The organism is Argonema galeatum A003/A1, assembly GCF_023333595.1.
Lineage (GTDB): Bacteria > Cyanobacteriota > Cyanobacteriia > Cyanobacteriales > Aerosakkonemataceae > Argonema > Argonema galeatum.
In genome coordinates this window covers 80,619-100,679 of record NZ_JAIQZM010000011.1, presented here as the reverse complement: position 1 = coordinate 100,679, position 20,061 = coordinate 80,619, and the positions used below count along the sequence as shown (strand labels likewise).

The 20,061-nt window shown below is 47.1% G+C and carries 24 protein-coding genes; 15 read left to right on the top strand and 9 right to left on the bottom strand.

The genetic code is table 11. The features are described from left to right. Positions 1–222: 222 nt before the first annotated feature. Entirely contained in the window at positions 223–459 is a 237-nt protein-coding gene (locus tag LAY41_RS14085; RefSeq protein ID WP_249098611.1) for a hypothetical protein, read from the top strand. 121 nt (positions 460–580) lie between these two features. Beyond that, a complete protein-coding gene (locus tag LAY41_RS14080; RefSeq protein WP_249098609.1) occupies positions 581–802 on the top strand; it encodes a hypothetical protein in 222 nt (73 codons plus the stop codon). Here the strand turns inward: LAY41_RS14080 and LAY41_RS14075 are convergent. The 9 genes from LAY41_RS14075 to LAY41_RS14035 all read right to left on the bottom strand — a co-directional run bounded on the left by LAY41_RS14075 (position 753) and on the right by LAY41_RS14035 (position 6,909). Continuing rightward, on the bottom strand, positions 753–1,040 hold the full coding sequence (locus LAY41_RS14075; RefSeq protein ID WP_249098607.1) for a hypothetical protein: 288 nt from the start codon (positions 1,038–1,040) through the stop codon (positions 753–755). The genes LAY41_RS14080 and LAY41_RS14075 overlap by 50 nt on opposite strands. A 17-nt stretch (positions 1,041–1,057) precedes the next feature. Further along, complete coding sequence (locus LAY41_RS14070) at positions 1,058–1,357, bottom strand: hypothetical protein (protein ID WP_249098606.1); 300 nt, start codon at positions 1,355–1,357, stop codon at positions 1,058–1,060. Continuing rightward, positions 1,354–1,830 (bottom strand): cysteine peptidase family C39 domain-containing protein, encoded by a 477-nt coding sequence (locus LAY41_RS14065; protein WP_249098604.1) that lies wholly within the window; start codon positions 1,828–1,830, stop codon positions 1,354–1,356. The genes LAY41_RS14070 and LAY41_RS14065 overlap by 4 nt, the downstream gene beginning before the upstream one ends. Positions 1,831–1,841: 11 nt before the next feature. Next, a complete protein-coding gene (locus LAY41_RS14060) occupies positions 1,842–2,123 on the bottom strand; it encodes a hypothetical protein (protein ID WP_249098602.1) in 282 nt (93 codons plus the stop codon). 43 nt (positions 2,124–2,166) lie between these two features. Then, the gene (locus tag LAY41_RS14055; RefSeq protein ID WP_249098601.1) at positions 2,167–2,304 is read right to left on the bottom strand and encodes a hypothetical protein; all 138 of its coding nucleotides are present in this window, start codon (positions 2,302–2,304) and stop codon (positions 2,167–2,169) included. 59 nt (positions 2,305–2,363) lie between these two features. After that, positions 2,364–2,606: a DUF433 domain-containing protein gene (locus LAY41_RS14050; protein WP_420840320.1), complete on the bottom strand. Its 243-nt coding sequence runs from the start codon at positions 2,604–2,606 to the stop codon at positions 2,364–2,366. Between the two features lie 118 nt (positions 2,607–2,724). Next, positions 2,725–4,590, bottom strand: a complete 1,866-nt coding sequence (gene ilvB, locus LAY41_RS14045; protein ID WP_275974143.1) for a biosynthetic-type acetolactate synthase large subunit — start codon at positions 4,588–4,590, stop codon at positions 2,725–2,727. Positions 4,591–4,744: 154 nt separating this feature from the next. Further along, positions 4,745–6,040 (bottom strand): MFS transporter, encoded by a 1,296-nt coding sequence (locus LAY41_RS14040; RefSeq protein WP_249098599.1) that lies wholly within the window; start codon positions 6,038–6,040, stop codon positions 4,745–4,747. A 254-nt stretch (positions 6,041–6,294) separates the two neighbouring features. Continuing rightward, entirely contained in the window at positions 6,295–6,909 is a 615-nt protein-coding gene (locus LAY41_RS14035; RefSeq protein WP_249098596.1) for a hypothetical protein, read from the bottom strand. A 174-nt stretch (positions 6,910–7,083) separates the two neighbouring features. Between LAY41_RS14035 and LAY41_RS14030 the strand changes: the two genes are divergently transcribed. From LAY41_RS14030 to LAY41_RS13970, 13 genes are all read left to right on the top strand, one after another. Beyond that, positions 7,084–8,250: a ferrochelatase gene (locus LAY41_RS14030; protein ID WP_249098593.1), complete on the top strand. Its 1,167-nt coding sequence runs from the start codon at positions 7,084–7,086 to the stop codon at positions 8,248–8,250. Between the two features lie 725 nt (positions 8,251–8,975). Further along, positions 8,976–10,556: a Re/Si-specific NAD(P)(+) transhydrogenase subunit alpha gene (pntA, locus tag LAY41_RS14025; protein ID WP_338022988.1), complete on the top strand. Its 1,581-nt coding sequence runs from the start codon at positions 8,976–8,978 to the stop codon at positions 10,554–10,556. 145 nt (positions 10,557–10,701) lie between these two features. After that, the gene (gene pntB / locus LAY41_RS14020; protein ID WP_249098589.1) at positions 10,702–12,108 is read left to right on the top strand and encodes a Re/Si-specific NAD(P)(+) transhydrogenase subunit beta; all 1,407 of its coding nucleotides are present in this window, start codon (positions 10,702–10,704) and stop codon (positions 12,106–12,108) included. A 196-nt stretch (positions 12,109–12,304) separates the two neighbouring features. After that, positions 12,305–12,823: a DUF2808 domain-containing protein gene (locus tag LAY41_RS14015; RefSeq protein WP_249098586.1), complete on the top strand. Its 519-nt coding sequence runs from the start codon at positions 12,305–12,307 to the stop codon at positions 12,821–12,823. Positions 12,824–12,896: 73 nt separating this feature from the next. Continuing rightward, complete coding sequence (gene rpmH / locus LAY41_RS14010; RefSeq protein ID WP_190474509.1) at positions 12,897–13,040, top strand: 50S ribosomal protein L34; 144 nt, start codon at positions 12,897–12,899, stop codon at positions 13,038–13,040. A gap of 34 nt (positions 13,041–13,074) precedes the next feature. Beyond that, positions 13,075–13,482 carry a ribonuclease P protein component gene (rnpA, locus tag LAY41_RS14005; RefSeq protein WP_249098584.1) on the top strand — a complete coding sequence of 136 codons (408 nt, stop codon included), beginning with the start codon at positions 13,075–13,077 and terminating at the stop codon, positions 13,480–13,482. Continuing rightward, positions 13,454–13,846, top strand: coding sequence for a PH domain-containing protein (locus LAY41_RS14000; protein WP_249098579.1), 393 nt, complete (start codon positions 13,454–13,456; stop codon positions 13,844–13,846). The genes rnpA and LAY41_RS14000 overlap by 29 nt, the downstream gene beginning before the upstream one ends. A gap of 175 nt (positions 13,847–14,021) precedes the next feature. Further along, a complete protein-coding gene (gene yidC / locus LAY41_RS13995; RefSeq protein ID WP_249098578.1) occupies positions 14,022–15,164 on the top strand; it encodes a membrane protein insertase YidC in 1,143 nt (380 codons plus the stop codon). Between the two features lie 5 nt (positions 15,165–15,169). After that, positions 15,170–15,682, top strand: coding sequence for a Jag family protein (locus LAY41_RS13990; protein WP_249098575.1), 513 nt, complete (start codon positions 15,170–15,172; stop codon positions 15,680–15,682). A gap of 104 nt (positions 15,683–15,786) precedes the next feature. Then, positions 15,787–16,293 (top strand): YceD family protein, encoded by a 507-nt coding sequence (locus LAY41_RS13985; RefSeq protein ID WP_249098824.1) that lies wholly within the window; start codon positions 15,787–15,789, stop codon positions 16,291–16,293. Positions 16,294–16,516: 223 nt separating this feature from the next. Beyond that, complete coding sequence (locus tag LAY41_RS13980) at positions 16,517–18,031, top strand: AAA family ATPase (RefSeq protein ID WP_249098572.1); 1,515 nt, start codon at positions 16,517–16,519, stop codon at positions 18,029–18,031. A 99-nt stretch (positions 18,032–18,130) separates the two neighbouring features. Further along, positions 18,131–18,661, top strand: coding sequence for an SH3 domain-containing protein (locus LAY41_RS13975; RefSeq protein ID WP_249098569.1), 531 nt, complete (start codon positions 18,131–18,133; stop codon positions 18,659–18,661). 257 nt (positions 18,662–18,918) lie between these two features. Further along, positions 18,919–20,022 (top strand): peptidoglycan-binding domain-containing protein, encoded by a 1,104-nt coding sequence (locus LAY41_RS13970; protein WP_249098566.1) that lies wholly within the window; start codon positions 18,919–18,921, stop codon positions 20,020–20,022. The last annotated feature ends 39 nt before the right edge of the window (positions 20,023–20,061 follow it).

The window sequence follows — 20,061 nt, the reverse complement described above, 5'->3', positions numbered from 1 at the left end:
TGATATCTTGTTTATATTTTACAACTTTGTTAAGTTTAAATCTGTATTTCTTATAGGATAACACAGTCTCAGAGGAGATGCTATTATTAATCTTATTTGCGATCGCTTGCAAAAGTTGCTTTTTCCAGGTTCAACCAGGAAACGAAAATACACAGGTTCACCCTCTTGGTGTAAGATCTGAGTAAACCAAATTATAAAAACATTTGAACAGTTGGAGAGGATATGCCACCAAACGCAACAGATAAAAAGCAAGAATTAGAAATATCCGATATCCGCCAAAAGTATCCCCAACAATGGGTAACAGTGGACATCACCCAGCGAGATAAATATGGCTTGCCTCTTCTAGGAAGAGTTATACTTCACTCGAAGACCAAAAAAGATCTAGTTGACAAAATCGAAAATACGGAAGGAGAACTGTACGTTTTTTACAGCGGTAGTATTGACGACGATGCTGACTAGAGTAAAATATAACCAAAGCCGAACTTGAACTTGGCATGGAATTTGGCATAAAATTTACGGCCAAGCTAAAAATAGTTCCTAAATCTTAAGAGTATACATTAAATAATAAGTGTAGAATTTGATGGATAAGACGGTGCGATATGCCTACGGCACGCTACGCGATCGCACTGCCTCCACTCCCTCTCTATTCTGCACCAAAACTTTTAGGCAATTGCGAATGCCTACGGCAGGCTACGCCAACGCACCTTACCAAAATAAAGTGCGATCGCTTTCTCACAGTACAACTCACCTATTTAACTTCCGATTTCACTTCCTTTTGTTGCAGTTTTCTGTTTCGCTGTAAGTCGATCTTCCCAGCGACCTTTCCACTTTGCCTCAAATGCGATCGCAAGTTCATTAAGTTCTCTAGCTTTCTGTTCAGTAATTTTAGCAAGTTCAAGCATCGAAACTAATTTGGCCTGTTGCGCTTCACTCATAGATGCTTCTGTTATCAGAAATTCTCCAAATATTCCCTCTCCATATTGTACCAAAAATTTAAGCAAAATCCGATCGCACCTTACCCAAAATAAGTGCGATCGCACTTTAGTCTCTTTCCCAATTACTTAGAAGCTAATTCCAATTCTTCAGCATAAAACTCCCCAATTTCCAATGGAAAGCTTAAACTATTCCCCTCGCGCATCTGTGAAACTAGCTTATAGATTTCCACTCCTAAATTCTGATTAAATCTAAACAGATTTAAAAAATATTCATCTCCCCGAATACCTTGAATCTGATGATCGGCAATAGTAGCCGTTTCAACATTTAAAGTAAATTCATGTTGCTCCTTACCAATTAACACTACAACATTGAAACCGAGGGTTGTTGATGTAGGTTCGATAGAAATAACTTGTGTTTTCATTGTTCTATCCAGTAAACAGCTTGTCCATTCCAGTATTCTAAAAAATCACCTTTTCTCATCCTGTACTTCGTCCCATCCCAAGGGTCACGGATGAGAACTGTATCATTGTAAATACCATCCACCACTACCGTATGTCCTATTCTAGCCCCTGCTCCCCAAAGTACGCCAATCCAAGACCCTGTAGCGTTCAAAGCATCGAAAGATGAAGCGCTGACAAAGTTACCTAACCATTTTCCCTGATTATCTGGATTGAGTTGGTTAAGTGCATCTGCCAACAATTCTGGCCAAGTGGGTGCTGTTGCTAGTTTTTCAATATCAGCTTGACTAATATTATTAATACCTCGACTTTGCAACAGCATTTCACCACAGGCAGAACCGCAAGAGCGAATACTTTGCTGTTGTACAATGGCGGGGTCAGTAACTTCATCAATAACTCTCCAATTACCACCCGCACCAGAAAGTTTAGGGTGCATCTTGTTTAACTTCAGATTTCACTTCTTTTTTTTTGCGAAGGCGAATCATCAGGTAATTTCCAACTTTCACCCAGATGGTAAGCATATCCATCCTTAACTTGAAATCCAGAAAGTTGTCTCCCCAAAACAAAAAATTCTTGTCTTTCTTCCTCTGTTAAATATTCATTTCCATGCAGAGTTCCCGATGAACGTTTAGGATCGCCCCCCGCATCTAAGTAGCGTTGTCGCGCTATCTGACAGAGTTCGATCATTCTTTGATATTGTTGATTTGGCAATTGGGTTGCATTACTCATAGTTCTGATATTGGTTCAATAGGGGTTACTTCGCCATTTTGCCTTATAATAGTGTCAGAACTTGACTGGGACTAAAGATATACCAAACTCCTATGTCTTCATCATAGCGGTTTTCGATTAATAGACCCAACGTATCCAGTGCATTGATTACCAAGTATTGTTCTTCCGTCGGTTCTCTCATTATTAATCCTGTAAATTCACTTTGGCAATTTTACAGTAAATAATGATTCAGTGAAACCTTTATTTAAGTGGCAACAATTCTTCTTCTCTCGCCAGTGCAGCAGCATAGGAAATAGCCGCTCTTACATTTTTCAAAATAAGCGGCGGATATTCAGCTACGATCTCTTCTGGCGTTAGTCCCTCTGCTAGATTATCTAAGATAACTGAAACCATGATGCGCGTTCCTTTGATGCAAGGTTTCCCGTGACAAACCTTGGGGTTGATGCTAATACTTTCTTGCCAATCGTTCATTTTAATTGCCATAACCTTTGCTACAACTATATCCTAAATGTTGGCTATTAGCGATCGCACTTCTTTTAAAATAATAAAAAAGACGCGATTATTCGCGCCTCTTACTATTAATCAATTAACCGCGATCGATCTACAACTTCGTGCCGCATTCAGGACAGAAATTGTTGCTACCCACATTTTTAGCACCGCAATTGCTACAGTAAAGTAACTCTGTAGGTTCCAGTTTGCTACGTTGTGGCAACCCAATCATTTGTGCATTGCTCTTACCGGGTGCTACCATCGGGTAACAATTTTCATCCCGTTTCACAAGCACATTCATCAACACGGGGCCATTGTGCGCTAGCATTTCGGCAACGGCATTCTTCAACTCATCCCGACTGCTAACCACCATTCCCTTGATGCCATAAGCATCCGCCAGCTTCACAAAATCAGGCATCCCAACTTCCATATTGGATGACGAGTAGCGATCCTGATAGAAAGCTTGCTGCCACTGGCGCACCATTCCCTGCCAACCATTATTCACAATCACGGTCTTGACATTTATGCCATACTGTGCTAAGGTTCCGAGTTCCTGAATATTCATTTGGATACTGGCATCACCGGCAACGCAAATCACCTCTTCATCTGGCAGCGCCATTTTGGCACCCATTGCTGCTGGCATCCCATAACCCATCGTGCCTAGCCCAGCACTGGAAATCCAGCGACGCGGCCCGGTTTTGAGGAATTGGGCCGACCACATTTGGTGCTGACCCACATCCGTGGTGTAATAAGCATTAGGCGCTTGCCGCCCTAACTCCACAATCACCTCTTGGGGTGACAGCACATCGGGATATTGAGGTGCGACTAAAGGATAATCTTCGCGCCAGCGATCGATCTTCTCCAACCACTCCTTCGTTTGATGTGGATTTCCACAAACCCCCGTTTCGTGACATCGGCGCAGCATATCGATCAGCACCTGGCGCACATCGCCCACAATCGGAACTTCTGGAGCCCTATTTTTCCCAACTTCAGCCGGGTCAATATCAATGTGGATCACCTTAGCGCGGGAAGCAAACTCATCCAACTTACCAGTCACCCGGTCATCAAAACGGGCACCCACCGCAATCAGCAAATCGCACTCGCTCACGGCAAAGTTAGCATAAGCCGTGCCGTGCATCCCCAACATCCCCAAAGCTAACGGGTGGTTTTCGTCAAAAGTACCCTTACCCATCAGCGTTGTCGTCACCGGAATCTGGAAACGTTCTGCCAATTCTAGAATTTCTGTATGGGCACCAGATGCGATCGCACCCCCTCCCACATATAGTAAAGGTCGCCGCGCTTCCCGAATCAAATGTACCGCTTGGCTAGTCTGACGAGGATTGCCCTTCACCGTCGGACGATATCCCGATATTTTCACCGAACCGGGATCTACCGGCACATAATCAAATTCTTCTAACCCCACATCTTTAGGAACATCAATTAAAACAGGCCCCGGACGCCCTGTACTGGCAATGTGGAAAGCTTCCGCCACTATCCGCGCCATATCTCTGGGGTCGCGCACCACATAAGAGTGCTTAACTACCGGCAGCGTAATCCCATATATATCCGTTTCCTGAAAAGCGTCAGTTCCAATTGCGGCGCGACTCACTTGCCCAGTCACAATCACCATTGGAATCGAGTCCATGTGAGCCGTGGCAATGCCCGTTACCAGGTTAGTCGCTCCAGGGCCAGAAGTCGCAAAACAAACCCCCACCTGACCAGTAGCGCGGGCATAGCCATCTGCTGCGTGGGCGGCTCCTTGCTCGTGTCTGACCAGGATATGCTGTATGCCACCAGCAGCTTCTGCCCGGTACAGCTCGTCGTACAGTGGCAGAATCGCACCGCCGGGATAGCCAAAAATATGCTTGACGCCGTGGCGTTTCAGACTGTCAATTAAGGCGAAACCACCCGTGGCACGCCTGAGAGTTTGTATGGGCGAAGTTTCTTCGCCATTTAAACTAGATTCTCTTTGAGACAAGGTTTGGGAAGACACGGAGAGGGCACCTCCAAATTGGGTAGGTCTATTGGATTTAGAAATTGTATTTAATACTACTTTAGTATTTCGTATCACAATTCTATTGTGATACGAATTCAGACAAAGAAAAATTGAGGTATGCGTGTTTGTAATATAGCTAAATCACATCTTGCAATACGTCGCGGGTATTGCGCCACGCCCAGACACCAGATGCGCTCACTACTATGCTCATACCCCAAAGGACGACCCGCAAACCGGCGTCATCCGAACCCAGGGCATTGCCAACGGCATCGGTGAGCGGCCCTGCGATCGCTAATGGCAAACTCAGGGCAATGTTAACCGCATTATTCTGAAACCCAAACACCGTGCCGCGCATATATTCTGGTGTTTGTCTTTGAATAAGCGTTTGCATAGGTACACCTATAAAAGACGCTCCCACACCCAAAAACACGCTAAGCCCCAACCCCAGCCATGTTTTGGTTGTAAAGGTAAACATGGCTAAAACAAAGCTCATCATTAAAAAACCTAGCAAAGGTAAAGGCTTATTGTGAAAGCGATCGCCCCAAGATCCTAAAATACCAGCACCGAAAACCATACCTACCCCAGCTGCACCCAACAGAAAACTAAATTCACCAGGCTCCTTGAGACCGATTTCCTGTGCCAGTTCGATCGCCAACACCGTTAAAGCCGCAAACACCGAGTACAGAACCGTCAACTGTACCATCGCGTTACTCACCAGACGGTTTTGCTTCAGATAGCGCAAACCCGCCTTCAACTCAGTCAATGGATGGATAGCAGCCTGCTTATCAATAATCCTCCTAGTTTCTTTGGTTCGCATGAAGCGAATGATAAATGCTGAGAGCAAGTATAACCCGCCCACCAAAACCTCCGGCCCATAGTCTCCCCACCAGCGACTGGCTAAGTTCAACAAGGGGCTGCCAATTATCATGCCCACAATCAAAGCGCCCATCGTTGATGCTGCGAACATAGCATTAGCAGACATTAATTCCTTGTTCTTTACCACCAGCGGAATTGCTGCCTGCTCTGCTGGGGCAAAAAATTGCGTTACTGTTGAGATTAGAAACGTAATCAACAATAGGATAAAAAACCGATCGTGTATCAAAGCCAGCGCTATAATTAATAACTCTCGAATCACATTGCTAGCGATCATCGTTTGCTTTTTGGAGAAGCGGTCTACAAAAATCCCCGCACCCGATCCAAACAGAATCGCTGGCAGGGTGAAGGCTACCATCGCAGTCGATCGCATCGAATTGGCGAAACCTGATGCTGCTTCTGCTTGATACTCGGCTACCAGGGCAATCAGCAAAATAAAGAAAATTTTATCCGCTATTTGGGACACCACCTGCCCAATCCAAAGCGCCATAAATGGGCCATTTTTTAGGAGAGCCCGAAACCCGTTACTAGAAGCAATGGAAGGGTCAGTTGGAAACATAGGAAAGGTAATATAGCTAGGGACTAGGGGCTAGGGGCTAGGGAAGAGGGGGAAGGGAGAGTGGGGGAGAATTTCAGATTTTAGATTTCAGATTTCTTTCTTGAAATTAAATCTAAAATCTAAAATTCCCCTAATTCCCCTAATATATTTAGCACAGTCATAGAACGAGCTTTTTTAACCCAGCAGTAGGGGCTCCGCATTCCGGTAAATATCTTTGGGTTCAACCAACAAATTAATACGGTCATGCTTCGCCCCTACACATCAAAAATAACAGTTTGTGCCCGTGCGGAGTATAGCTCTAACAGCATAGTCAAAAATTGGGCAGCAGTGAGGAGTCTTCGCTGTTCGGATTTCCCACATTTTGAGTTTACCCACCAGCCTTGCGTTGTTTGGGGCGATCGCCAAAGTTCTAAATGCGCCACTGGCGGCGAAGCATAAAAATTGTCCTCCCCACTTAAGAGTAGAGCAGAACTCCAGTGGGTAAAGCGATCGTGACTCAGCCGATGGATGGGAAAGTTACCCCCCAAGGGTACACCCCAGCCATCTATAGCGATAAATGCTTTGACATTTCCTCTTAACGCTTGCCACGCCCAAGCCGCTCCAATAGCACCTACAACACCGGCACTAAAGCTAATAAACACCAGCTGCGCGGGTGATTTGTGCCGATCGAGAGGATTTATACCGCAGTCTCCCAAGAATTGCAATATGTGAAAGGCTGAGTATGCTGGATAGTCTTGGGCTGGAAAAATAAGTATATTTTCCGATTTACTACCATTTGATAACTTATCCGACCCGACCCACCCCAATCCCTCAAGAAAGCTCTCCGTCAGTTCCGGCTCGTGAATCCCAGGGCAAATAATCACGCTCATAAGCCTCATCCAAAAATCAACTGGTTACCAAAATCATTTACCCCAATGCCCCCCCTGGGGATGTTAACCTATAAAAAAGGAGTGGCGCTTTGAGGAGATTTTAGCCTCAAGACAATGGGATGACCCAGCCTCTCCCGCTCTAATGACGACATCACTCCCTTGGAGGAATGCAACGTGGTTGCCACCCCTGAAAAAATAGGACAACAAACTCTACCACACTCTGGCAGCAAAGACCGAGTTGCCGTATTGCTAATGGGTTATGGAGAAGTGGAGAGTTACGAAGACTTCGCCAACTACAACGAACAAGCGTTGAATTTACTCACAGCGAAGTTTGCCCCCGTACCAACCTGGATTTATCCGCCGCTAGCCAAAATTCTGGCGATGTTTGACCTGCATGAGTGGAGTCACCAACATAACCACTTTATTTCGCCTCATAACGCCATTTTTGAGCAGCAAAGGGCTGGTATTGAAAAGGAATTGCAAGAAAAATGGGGCTCTAGCATTCAAGTCTTCAAAGCGTTCAACTTTTGCGCCCCCTTCCTCCCCGAACAAGTCTTAACTGAAATCAAAGCCCAGGGATTTGACAAAATATTAATCTATCCCCTCCTGGTTGTAGATTCTATCTTCACCAGCGGTATTGCCGTCGAGCAAGTAAACAAAGCTCTTGCAAATCTAGTTGACGGTGATGAACATTGGGTTAAAGGTCAGCGCTACATCCCCTCTTTCTACAACGAACCAGCCTACATCGATTTAATGGCTCGTCTCGTAGAGGAAAAAATAGCCGCCGAACTAGCCGAAGCTTACCTCCCATCTCAAATTGGCATCGTTTTAATGAACCACGGTTGTCCCCACAAAGCCAAAGGATTTACCTCTGGTATTACCGAAAGTGAGGCACTTTACGAATTAGTCCGGTCAAAGCTAATTAACCGCTATCCACTCATCTCAGTGGGTTGGTTAAATCACGATACGCCACTAATTGAATGGACTCAGCCTGATGCCAAGCAAGCTGCCAAAAACTTAATCGAACTCGGTGTCAAAGCTCTTGTTTTCATGCCTATTGGCTTTGCCACAGAAAATCACGAAACTTTATTGGATGTAGACCACATCATTCATGGTTTGCAACGGCAACATTCAGATGTGAACTGCATACAAATGGCTTGCGTTAACGACCATCCAGATTTCTTAAAGATGGCAGCCCAGTGGGCTAATCCCCAAATTGAAGCTTTGCTGTCAGAACAAGCATTAGCTGTTAATCTGCATCTGGCTGCTCATCACCATGACGACGGTCATCATCATGACCATCACGACCATCATCACGGTCACGATCATCACCATCATTAAAGTAAGGGATTTGATTGACAATTTCCCGGTTAACAACCGGGAAATTCTTTGTTCAGCTGCAAATAACTAAAAACTTTAGCAGCGCTTCGGAACAAACCATTGTTGGTAACGTTAGCTGTTTTGTTGCACAAACTTAAGGTTAAATCAGCAGGAGCCCAAGACTATCAAAAGGTAAATCTCTGGTATTGGGGCTGTGTTCTCAGTCGGCGTTACGAGGGATCGGTGTTCACCCAAACTTTCAAGATATTCGGGATTTAGAGAATTGGATTGAGAGAAAATATAATGCACCCCAATAGTTGCAACAGTTTGCTCTGCAAAAAATAGCTCGTCTCTGTAGCATAAAACACCCTTAGCAAACTATCTCTCCAGTCTCTTTACCGTGCGTCATTCCTGTCAAGAAGGGTTTGTTTCTATACAACCACCTCACCTCAACCAGCTTCTGTAGCACATCCAGCCCAGTCCCAACAGTATCTTCAAAAAGAATTCGGGATCGAGCCAAATCAGCCATTAATTAAAAATTTTCTAATATTCGCAACCTTTATTTACGAATAAATTTTCAAATCTTGATAAACTAAGCTTTAGAAAAAAAACAGCCATTAAAGCTCTCAATGCTAAAATTTTGAAACAGAAAAGGCCCGATCGCACACAAAGTCACAGAAAAATAGCGATCTGGGCAATAACTCCAAATAGATAAGATTCTTGACGCACGCTTGGAACTCATTTCAATGGAAACAAAAACAGCTATGAAGGTTGGAATCCCCAAGGAAATCCACCCCGGCGAATGTCGTGTAGCAGCAACGCCAGACACAGCCAAGCGGCTTATGAAGCTAGGTTTTGAAGTACTTATAGAGTCTGGGGCAGGCGAATTAGCCAACTTCCCTGACGAAGCCTACAAGCAAGTTGAATGTAAAATCCGACCCGATGCCCCAACACTGTGGGCAGAGTCGGATATCGTCCTCAAAGTCCGTCCGCCCGAAATCGCCAGAGACGGTAAGCACGAAGCCGAATTGCTTAGTCTTGACGGTACGCTGATCAGCTTCATCTGGCCGGCCCAAAACCCGGAACTGGTAGAGCGTCTGGTTTTGCGGAAAGCCACGGTGCTAGCAATGGAAGCCATTCCGCGTATTAGCCGCGCTCAAAAGATGGACGCCCTCAGCTCGATGGCAAACATCGCCGGTTACCGCGCTGTAGTCGAAGCTGCTAGCAACTTTGGTCGCTTCTTTACCGGACAGATTACCGCCGCCGGGAAAGTGCCGCCAGCGAAGGTACTGGTGATTGGCGCTGGAGTTGCGGGACTGGCAGCTATCGGCGCGGCAAAGGGTCTGGGTGCGATCGTCCGCGCTTTCGATACCCGTCCTGTGGTTAAAGAGCAAGTTCAAAGCTTGGGCGGAGAGTTTTTGGAACTCGATTTCGCAGAAGACGGCACAGGTCAAGGCGGCTACGCCAAGGTGATGAGCGAAGAGTTTATTAAGGCGGAAATGGCCCTCTTTGCTGACCAAGCTAAGGAAGTTGACATTATCATCACAACGGCTGTGATCCCTGGCAGAAAAGCACCCGTCTTGATTACCAAAGAGATGGTTGAGAGCATGAAAGAAGGCTCTGTGATCGTCGATTTGGCAGCAGAACAAGGCGGTAACTGCGAGCTTACTAAACCGAAAGAAGTTTACTCTCACAATGGCGTCACGATCGTTGGTTTAACAGATCTGCCTAGCCGTCTGGCGCAACAGTCGAGTCAGCTTTATGGCAGCAATCTTTGGCACTTGCTCGACGATATGACCAAATCCGGTCAATACAAAGTCGATATGGACGATGAGGTGGTTCGCGGAGCCCTCCTAATCTACGAAGGCGAAGAACTACCTCCGCCGCCGCCAAAAGCAGCACCTTCACCGCCGCAACCCTCTGCTACACCCGCAAAACCAGTCGAGGCAGCGGTAAAAGCACCAGCCAAACCGACATCCACCTTCGGGACGAACGATTTAGTCGTACTGGGACTAACTGGCTTAGCTCTCTTGGGCGTCGGTATCGCGGCCCCTCCTTCGTTCCTGTCTCACTTCACCGTATTTGTGCTGGCTTGCTTCGTTGGCTGGCAAGTGATTTGGAACGTCAAACCCGCTCTGCACACGCCCTTGATGAGCGTCACCAATGCAATCAGCGGGATTATTATCATTGGCGGCATTCTCCAGATATCCAGTTCGCTAACTTCACCTAGTACAATTTTGGGCGCGATCGCAATTCTCATCGGTACAATCAACATTTCCGGCGGCTTTCTCGTCACCCAACGGATGCTCAAGATGTTCCGCAGATGAAGGGGCTAGGGGCTAGGGGCTAGGGGCTAGGGAAGAGTGGGGGAGAATTCCCAATTTTTCAATTCCCCAATTTTTCAATTCTCAATTCCCCAATTCCCCAATTCCCAATCACCAATCACCAATCACCAATCACTAATTCCTCAAAATGACAAGTAGTATATTGACAGTTTCTTACATTGGTGCAAGCGCCCTGTTTATCCTCAGTCTGGGTGGTTTGTCCAATCAAGAAAACGCAACCAAGGGCAACCTCTTCGGCATCATCGGGATGCTTCTAGCGATCGTCGCCACCATGTTGGGCCTTGGCGCTGGCATCACCGAATACGGCACCTTGGCAGCGGTGATAGTTCCGGGCGCAATCATCGGTGCGATCGTTGCAGCGAACGTCGCCATGACTTCCATGCCAGAATTAGTGGCGATCCTGCATAGCTTTGTCGGTGCTGCCGCAGTTTTGGTGGGTGTCGCCAACTACCTGCAACCGAATCAATCCCTAATTGGCGTCGAAGCTACCATCCACGAAATCGAGATTTTTATCGGCGTGTTTATCGGTGCTGTCACCTTCACCGGATCGATCGTGGCATTTGGAAAACTGCGCGGTATCATCAGCGGCAAACCGTTACTTTTGCCGGGACGCCATTTAATCAATCTCAGCATCCTGGGTGCTTCCGTCGCACTTGGCTCCACCTTTATTGGTGCCGAAGACTACACAGGATTGCAACCGCTGCTGATTATGACAGCCCTCGCCGGAGTTCTGGGCTTTAATTTGGTCATGGGGATCGGCGGTGCGGATATGCCGGTTGTCGTCTCTATGCTCAACAGCTACTCTGGATGGGCAGCAGCAGCCGCTGGCTTCATGCTATCCAACGACCTCCTGATCGTCACTGGTGCGCTTGTCGGCAGTAGCGGCGCGATCCTCAGCTACATCATGTGCAAAGCCATGAACCGATCGTTTATCAGCGTCATCCTGGGTGGCTTTGGCACCGGATCGGGAACAGTCTCAGCAGCCAGCGAAATAGTGGGCGAAGTAATCTCAACCACAGTTGATGATACCGTCGAACTCTTGCGCGATGCCAAGAACGTCATCATCGTTCCCGGCTACGGTATGGCAGTAGCTCAAGCTCAACACTCCCTGTCAGAAGTCACCAAGATATTGCGGGAAAAGGGCGTACAAGTTCGGTTTGGCATCCATCCAGTGGCGGGTCGCCTACCGGGACACATGAACGTGCTACTGGCAGAGGCGAATGTGCCTTACGACATCGTTCTGGAAATGGAAGAAATCAATGAAGATTTCCCCGAAACCGATGCGGTACTTGTGATTGGTGCCAACGACACCGTTAATCCAGCGGCGATGGAAGATCCAAATAGTGCGATCGCCGGAATGCCAGTATTAGAAGTCTGGAAATCCAAGAAAGTTATAGTCATGAAACGCAGTATGGCTAGCGGCTACGCCGGAGTGGAAAATCCTCTGTTCTACAAGGAAAACTCCCGGATGCTCTTTGGCGATGCCAAGAAAAATGTCGATGCCATCCTCACCCAGCTGCGCGTACCAGCTTGATATTGACGAGGTACAGAGAAACCGGGTTTCTGGGGTTCTTGAAGAAACCCGGTTTCTGGTGCAGATTTAATTTCTACTCTTCAATCTAAAATCTAAAATCTAAAATCTAAAATCTAAAATTCCCCCCGGCCTGATGGTTGACAAATGACTAATGACTAATGACTAATGACTAATTAGCGCTTTCAATAAAGAATCTATGTCTTTCACACGACGTTTACTTGCAGCCTTTGCTTGTACTGCTGTATTAACCGGGGTTCCCACCATCAGCTGGGCTGACAGCTTACCCGGTTTCACCCTATTTGGTGGGCCTCCCCGCGAAAACCAACTCCCCTTTAGGTTGGATTTTGGCGGCGCACCCAATGCTTGGGATCGTTACCGTCTGAGGATTCCTGCTAAAAAAATGCAGTTGGCAGTCGCTCAATTTTCTATTTCCTATCCGAATTATTACAGAGGGGAATTTGATAGCAAAGAGGTTGAGGTGCGGGTAAGAGGCAAATCTGTGCCGCTGCAAGAGGTGGTCTGGGATAAAGAAAACCGCGTAATTCAAATTTACCCCCAAGAGCCAGTACCAGCAGGCTACAACGTCGAATTAGTCTTATCTAACGTGAAAAACCCGAATTTTGGCGGGATGTTCTACTTCAACTGTCAGATTCTTTCCCCCGGCGATGTGCCTTTACTGCGTTATATTGGCACTTGGCTCTTGAGCATTAATTAGCTGCCAAATAGCTGATAAAATAGTAGATTGCGGCTTTTTTATCCAATAAACTCGCCAGCGAGGAGAAAAAATAATGACGAAACGCACGTTGCACGGCACCAGCCGTAAAAGAAGAAGAACTTCCGGTTTTCGCGCCAGGATGCGAACCAAAAATGGTCAGGCAGTGATTAAAGCCCGCCGCAAAAAAGGACGTTATCGTCTGAGTGTAAGCGGTTAGCCAACTTTGGTTAGAGGGGGAACGCACGACGCCTGTGGCTTTGCGTAAAGCAAATCGACTCAAGCACCGACAACATTTTAGTGCCGTATTCCGCAAGGGAATACGTCGCCAAAGTGCTAATTTGACCTTGAGAGCCTTGAAGCAGTCAGCCGACTCGGAGGGAGGTAGATCGCCAGCCACAGGGCCAGAATTTCCCTCTCGCATTGGCATTTCTGTCAGCCTAAAAGTGAGCAAGCGGGCGGTGACCCGCAATCGAATTAAGCGGCAAATCAGGGCGGCTTTTCGTCACCTACTGCCCCAGCTTAAGTATGGCTGGTGGCTGGTAGTTGTCGTTAAACCGAAAGCCGAGCAGTGCGAATATCAACAATTTCTGCAAGAATTAGAGCAGTTGTTGGCAGAAGCTGAGGTACTCAATGGGCATTCGCGAGGAAGTTTATTATGAAGGCGGCCCCCATATCGGGGATCTGATTATTAACATCCTGATAGGACTGACGGTGATTGGCTTACCGTTAGCGGTAGGAGCGATCGTCAGAGCCATGTGGTTGCGCTACCGAATTACCAATCGTCGCATCTCGGTGACAGGCGGTTGGATGGGACGCGATCGCAGCGACATCATCTACTCAGAAATAGTAGACATCAAAAAGGTGCCCCGTGGCCTTGGCTTCTGGGGAGATATGGTGGTGACTCTCAGAGACGGTAGCCGCCTAGAGCTGCGGGCAATCCCCAAATTTCGCGAAATTTATGACTACATCAATGAAAAAGTGGCAGTCAAATCCGCCAAAACAGGTGGAACGCCGAGTCGCTAAAAAAACAGCAGTACAGGCGTTCCCCTCCGTAGTAGTTTGTGGCCGCTAGATTTCGGTTCGGACTAAAGTCCCCTTCGATCTCGCGTGCCACTTACCCCTGCCCCAGCCGCAGATTCCTGCCTCTTAGCTAGATTAGATTTAAACAATACAGCGCTTGTAGGTTGACTTCACACGCATGGATTTTGGTATCGGTTTTCTATCCAACAACGTAATGCTGCCGATCCTGGATTTCTTTTACGGGATCGTCCCCAGCTATGGGCTGGCTATCGTCGCGCTAACACTGGTAATTCGCTTTGCACTCTATCCCTTGAGTGCTAACTCGATTCGCAGTATGCGACGCACGCGGGTCACCCAACCAGTAATGCAAAAGCGGGTAAAGGAAATTCAGGAGCGCTACAAAGAGGAACCTGCTAAGCAGCAGGAAGAAATGTCCAAACTCTACAAAGAATTTGGCAACCCTTTGGCAGGATGCTTTCCCATTCTGGTGCAAATGCCGGTGCTATTTGCACTGTTTGCCACCTTGAGGGGCTCCCCCTTTTCGGATGTTAATTACACTGTCAACCTGGAAATTTTTCCCAAAGAACAAATTGAGCAGATTCAACCGCAAGTCTTTGCGACAGCACCCCAAAACATATATATTGCCGATGGCGTTCACTATCCCGTTACAGCGCTAGTCCCCGGTGGTAACCGCTTAATGGTGGGCCAGACAACCAAACTGGAATTTCAGACTGGAGACGGAAAACCGTTAAATCAGCTTACATCTGACTCTGCTGAAAGTAAAACTCCTCATTGGAAGGTTACCAAAGGAGAAGAGCGGGTACGAATTGATGAAAACGGCAACATAGAAGCCTTACAGCCTGGGGAAGCAACCATTCAAGGCACAATTCCAGGGCTAGCAACTGATAAAGGCTTCCTCTTCATCGATGCCCTCGGTCGCGTTGGGGCTATGGATGAAAACGGAACCATACACTGGGATATTGTCGGCATGGTACTGTTCTTTGGTCTGAGTTTATACGTAAACCAGTTACTTTCAGGCCAGCAGGGTTCCACCTCGAACCCGCAGCAGGAGACAGTCAACAAAATTACCCCGATTATATTTTCCGGGATGTTTTTGTTCTTCCCACTGCCTGCTGGGGTATTGATGTATATGGTGATCGCTAACATTTTTCAGACTGCTCAGACCTTTATTCTGTCACGGGAACCCTTGCCGGAAAACCTCCAAAAATTAGTGGAGGAGCAGGAAAAAGAAGCCGATGCAAAGGGAAGAGAGGCTCTCCCCTTTGAACCGGGTCGTTCTAAGAAAAAAGCCTCAGGGTAATGTTCATGACTGATAGTCGAATGCAGCGGGGTCAAAAGTGGCTGGAAGAACTGCTGCGGTTGATGAAAATTCCTGCCAAAGTTAAGCCAGAAAGGCAAGCAACGCTAGCAGAACAGGAGGATGTTTCAGAACCAGAACCAGATAGCTACTGGTTGACGATCGATCACACACATTTGACGCCAGCGCAAGTCCAGATTTTGCTCGGTGCAGAAGGTGAGACGTTAGATGCCATTCAGTATTTAGCTAATGCTATTCTCAACCTTGGTCAAGAGCAGCAGGAGCAAGCTACTTATACTGTTGAGCTAAATGGCTACCGCGTCCGCAGACAAGCAGAACTCCGCGCCTTGGCAGAGTATGCCGTTCAGCAGGTGCGATCTAACGGACAAGAGTTTGAAATGGAATATCTTTCTTCAGCTGAACGGCGTCAAATCCATACCTTTTTGAAGGAATTTACCGATCTAGAAAGCTACAGTCGGGGCAAAGAACCAGACCGCCGTCTCGTCGTGCGGCGGCGCTGAGTCAATTTTGGATTTTAGATTTCAAATTTTAGATTTCAAATTGGAACTTTGAAATTTGAAATTTGAAATCTGGAATTTGAAATCAAAGAAGGATGACTCAAAATATGGAACCAATTTACATTCCCCAACTGCTCAAAGCAGTCGAAAAGACAGAGGCGATTCAACTCCAGGAATTTATAGCTGGTTTGGAAACATTAACGCCAATTCGAGGGCTCATGCGAGTTACCCATCAAGGAAACTACCTTGAGGTTTGGGTTCAAGCAGAAGCAATTATGACTTTAACCTGCCACCGATGTTTGCAACAGTACAATCATCGCCTGGTGCTAAAAACTTCCGAACTCATTTGGTTAGATGAAGCAGCTAATCAATCTGATGATGGCCCTTTGGAACGGGAAGTGGCTTTGGAAGATTTGCTGGAAATGCTACCCCCAAACGGTTATTTTAATCCCAGCGATTGGCTGTACCAACAAGTGTCTCTGGCTATTCCTCTACGGCAACGGTGCGATTCTAAGTGTCCGGGAATTCCACTAAAATCTGATTCTACCCAGTTAGAACCTGTGGCTGACCGACGCTGGGCAACTCTAGAAGCACTAAAAAAACAACTCCCCTAAGAATTTTAGATTTTAGATTTGGGATTTTAGATTGGAGGTGATCGGACAAAATGAAAAACCGTCGATGCTATAGCAAAGTGCTGAGTGCAACGAAAGCCGTGCAAACACAGTCGCTTCCTTGCGGGGAATAGTTCAATACTGTCCTAACATATCTGACTGTGGCTATATCTGTTACTCTTTTAATCCAAAATCTAAAATCCAAAATCCAAAATCAAAAATAGCTATGAGTTTCAGTGAAGAGTTTGAACTGCTGCTGCGAGCCCGCTACCCTTTGATATATATTCCCACTTGCGAAGAAGAAAGAGTGGAAGTTGCGATCGCAACCTGTGCGAAAAAACAGGGCAATCGCGGCATCTACATTTGGGATTTTGTCGATGGCTACCAGGGTAACCCCAACGATGCTGGCTTCGGACGCCGCAATCCCCTGCAAGCGTTGGAATTAGTAGAAAAAATAGCGGCTTCCGCTCCAGCTATTTTCATTCTGCGAGACTTTCACCGATTTTTGGAAGATGCCGGTGTTTCCCGCAAACTCAAAAATCTGGCGCGGTTACTAAAATCTCAGCCCAAGAATTTGGTAATCTTGTCGCCCAGAATCGCTATCCCAGAGGAACTCAGCGAAGTAATCACCGTCTTGGAGTTCCATCTACCTACGGCACCTGAGATTAAAGCGGAAGTTGAACGCTTGTCAGCAGCTACCGGAAAATCTCTGGAAGGCAAAGTTTTAGATGAAGTTGTCCGTTCGTGCCAGGGTCTTTCGATGGAGAGAATTCGCCGGGTGCTGGCAAGAGCGATCGCTACTCACGGCGAACTGCGTCCTGAAGACGTGGAACTGGTTTTGGAAGAAAAACGCCAAACCATCCGCCAAACCCAAATCTTAGAGTTCTACCCCGCCACTCAGAACATTTCTGATGTTGGTGGTTTGGATAATTTAAAAGATTGGTTGCTGCTGCGAGGCGGTGCGTTTTCGGAACGAGCTAGACAATATGGCTTACCGCACCCCAGAGGCTTGCTGTTGGTGGGAATTCAGGGAACTGGCAAATCTCTGATGGCAAAAGCGATCGCCCACCACTGGCACCTACCCCTACTTCGCCTGGATGTGGGGCGTCTGTTTGGCGGTTTGGTGGGCGAATCTGAATCCCGCACTCGTCAAATGATTCAGCTGGCAGAAGCTTTATCTCCCTGCGTGTTGTGGATTGATGAAATTGATAAAGCTTTTTCTGGAGTTGATGGTAAAGGCGATGCTGGCACCAGCAACCGTGTGTTTGGAACTTTTATCACCTGGTTGGCTGAAAAAACTTCGCCTGTGTTTGTTGTCGCCACCGCCAACAACATCCAAACGTTACCGGCAGAAATGCTCCGCAAAGGCAGATTTGATGAAATTTTCTTTGTCGGTTTGCCCACCCAGGAAGAACGCAAAGCAATTTTTGGCGTTCATTTATCCCGGTTGCGCCCTCACAACATCAAAAATTACGACCTCGATCGCCTTGCCTATGAAACCCCCGATTTTTCAGGCGCAGAAATAGAACAGTCTTTGATTGAAGCGATGCACATTGGCTTTAGTCAAAATCGGGACTTTACGCTTGATGACATTTTGGAAGCCGCCAGCCAGATAGTCCCACTAGCGCGAACGGCTCAAGAGCAAATCCAGTTTTTACAGGAATGGGCAGCAGCCGGTAAAGCTCGTCTAGCTTCTAAGCATAGCAGTCTTAGCTGTATAATTCAGAGCCAATTTCGATAGCCCAGTCTCTTGTTTTGTGGTAAACAATATAAAGTTATCTCTCCATTTTATTAAAATCGAGAGTATTATGGTACAATCATCGACTGACTGGGAGTAGGCATGAGTTTTTCTGGCCTTGTAAAATTTTTGATCGGTTTTGTGATCGCGATCGCGCTCATGATTGGCGCAGGGGTCGCGGCTGCACTATACTTTGTCACAAAATTAACTGCACCTCCTGACAAACCCATCTTTGCAAATGACAAACCAGCGGTCAAAGCCCAGGCAACAATAGCCAAGAGCCTGCCAAAACCTACGCCTACCAAGCCCGCTGCTACCACTCCAACACCTGCAACGCCAAGTAACACTCCCTCTGCTGAACAAGCTATTGCTACCCCAACACCGAGCGATACTCCTTCTCCAAAACCACTGGAGCCGGGAGCCTACAAAGGCCGCGTCACCTGGTCGAAGGGCCTCAGTCTTCGGGGTGGGCCGAACTTGGAGTCCGATCGGATTGGAGGTGTAGCTTATAACCAAAACATCGTTGTTTTGGCCGAAAGCGATGACAAAAGGTGGCTGAAGATTCGCGTGGAAGATGGAGATACCGAAGGTTGGGTCAAAGCAGGTAATATAGAGCGGGTAGAATCACAGTAGACGAGGTAACCCTACCTTACAACCCTCTCGATCGGTTCGCCCACAAAAATCCTGATTTATAACATTGCTTGCGAAAATTGAGCTAGGGAGTATAAACAGATTTATGATGGCAATATGAACTTTTTAGCTGCTGATATGTTTGCCTAGATGAATGATTAGGTTAAACTCTTGTTCAAGCAAGAATATCTGTCAGCTAAAATTAAAAATGTACAACCCTCTGTAAATAGAGTGGCTAGTAAAAGTTTTACAGGACAATTATGGAAACCCTTGTCTATATACATCTTGCAAGTGCCTATGAGGCAACTGGGGCAACTGACAATCCGGCCAGTCCCAGACTGCTAAAAGTTTCTCAGCACAAAGTCAACTGGAAAAAACTTTCCAGAAAAGTCTGCGTTCATGTGCTAAGTTTTGCGATCGCATCCCTGGGCTTGGGAATGGCAGGTCAGGCGATGGCCGCCATGCGCCAAGGCTCTAAAGGCCCAGAGGTATCAGAACTCCAGCAACAATTGCGACAACTCGGCTACTTTAATCGTCGTGCGACTGGGAGTTTTGGCCCTCTCACCAAGACAGCCGTCATCAAGTTCCAGCAAGATCTAGGGCTGACGCCAAATGGCATTGTAGAAACAGAAACTCAACAAGCTTTACAGAATAAAATTGGCGGCAGCGAGAAAGCCACTCCTGGCAGTCCTGACAACCGTCCCACCCTGCGAAAAGGTTCAAAGGGTTCCCAAGTCAGCTACCTCCAGCAACTGTTGACAGATGCAGGTGTTTATGACGGACAAGTTAATGGCGTCTTTGATTCGCCAACTAATACCGCTGTTAAGCAGTTCCAGCGCTCCAGCGGCTTAGCCGTTGATGGAATCGTCGGCAAACGAACCTGGACAACCTTGGCATCGGGCGACGCGCCAACTGCCAATCAGCCGTTTGACAGTTCTCCTTTTACCAATCAAAGCAGCCCACAGCAAGGCTTTAGCGAACCCGTAACCACACCTGTACTGCGGCTGGGGGACAGAGGAACAGCAGTTAGTGCTCTCCAGCAGCGTTTGGGAGATTTAGGCTATTTCAAGAGCCGTCCCACAGGTAGTTTTGGCTCGGCAACTAAAGCTGCTGCGATCCGCTTTCAGCGAGATAATGGACTCAGACCTAATGGAATTGTGGAGCAAAAAACCCAAGCAGCATTACAAAACACTGGTTCGCCCGGTAATTTTAATGTGAGCGAGTTACAAAAGCGCCTCCAAGAACAGGGCTTCTATCGAGGGCCGATAGATGGTAATTTCAACGCTCAAACCAAAGCGGCGGTTAAAGAAGCCCAGCGTGCCTACGGGATCGATGAAAGTGACATTCTGAAAGTGAAATTCTAAGGATTCTGCAAACGGAATAGCTCTCAGATATCCGATCGA

What these genes read in the sequence shown, in the direction of transcription:
- LAY41_RS14085 (WP_249098611.1), top strand. Translation starts at nt 223, where the DNA reads ATGCCACCAAACGCAACAGATAAAAAGCAAGAATTAGAAATATCCGAT.
- LAY41_RS14080 (WP_249098609.1), top strand. Translation starts at nt 581, where the DNA reads ATGGATAAGACGGTGCGATATGCCTACGGCACGCTACGCGATCGCACT.
- LAY41_RS14070 (WP_249098606.1), bottom strand. Translation starts at nt 1,357, where the DNA reads ATGAAAACACAAGTTATTTCTATCGAACCTACATCAACAACCCTCGGT.
- LAY41_RS14065 (WP_249098604.1), bottom strand. Translation starts at nt 1,830, where the DNA reads ATGCACCCTAAACTTTCTGGTGCGGGTGGTAATTGGAGAGTTATTGAT.
- LAY41_RS14060 (WP_249098602.1), bottom strand. Translation starts at nt 2,123, where the DNA reads ATGAGTAATGCAACCCAATTGCCAAATCAACAATATCAAAGAATGATC.
- LAY41_RS14055 (WP_249098601.1), bottom strand. Translation starts at nt 2,304, where the DNA reads ATGAGAGAACCGACGGAAGAACAATACTTGGTAATCAATGCACTGGAT.
- LAY41_RS14050 (WP_420840320.1), bottom strand. Translation starts at nt 2,606, where the DNA reads ATGGCAATTAAAATGAACGATTGGCAAGAAAGTATTAGCATCAACCCC.
- LAY41_RS14040 (WP_249098599.1), bottom strand. Translation starts at nt 6,040, where the DNA reads ATGTTTCCAACTGACCCTTCCATTGCTTCTAGTAACGGGTTTCGGGCT.
- LAY41_RS14035 (WP_249098596.1), bottom strand. Translation starts at nt 6,909, where the DNA reads ATGAGCGTGATTATTTGCCCTGGGATTCACGAGCCGGAACTGACGGAG.
- pntA (WP_338022988.1), top strand. Translation starts at nt 8,976, where the DNA reads ATGGAAACAAAAACAGCTATGAAGGTTGGAATCCCCAAGGAAATCCAC.
- pntB (WP_249098589.1), top strand. Translation starts at nt 10,702, where the DNA reads ATGACAAGTAGTATATTGACAGTTTCTTACATTGGTGCAAGCGCCCTG.
- LAY41_RS14015 (WP_249098586.1), top strand. Translation starts at nt 12,305, where the DNA reads ATGTCTTTCACACGACGTTTACTTGCAGCCTTTGCTTGTACTGCTGTA.
- rpmH (WP_190474509.1), top strand. Translation starts at nt 12,897, where the DNA reads ATGACGAAACGCACGTTGCACGGCACCAGCCGTAAAAGAAGAAGAACT.
- LAY41_RS14000 (WP_249098579.1), top strand. Translation starts at nt 13,454, where the DNA reads ATGGGCATTCGCGAGGAAGTTTATTATGAAGGCGGCCCCCATATCGGG.
- yidC (WP_249098578.1), top strand. Translation starts at nt 14,022, where the DNA reads ATGGATTTTGGTATCGGTTTTCTATCCAACAACGTAATGCTGCCGATC.
- LAY41_RS13990 (WP_249098575.1), top strand. Translation starts at nt 15,170, where the DNA reads ATGACTGATAGTCGAATGCAGCGGGGTCAAAAGTGGCTGGAAGAACTG.
- LAY41_RS13985 (WP_249098824.1), top strand. Translation starts at nt 15,787, where the DNA reads ATGGAACCAATTTACATTCCCCAACTGCTCAAAGCAGTCGAAAAGACA.
- LAY41_RS13980 (WP_249098572.1), top strand. Translation starts at nt 16,517, where the DNA reads ATGAGTTTCAGTGAAGAGTTTGAACTGCTGCTGCGAGCCCGCTACCCT.
- LAY41_RS13975 (WP_249098569.1), top strand. Translation starts at nt 18,131, where the DNA reads ATGAGTTTTTCTGGCCTTGTAAAATTTTTGATCGGTTTTGTGATCGCG.
- LAY41_RS13970 (WP_249098566.1), top strand. Translation starts at nt 18,919, where the DNA reads ATGGAAACCCTTGTCTATATACATCTTGCAAGTGCCTATGAGGCAACT.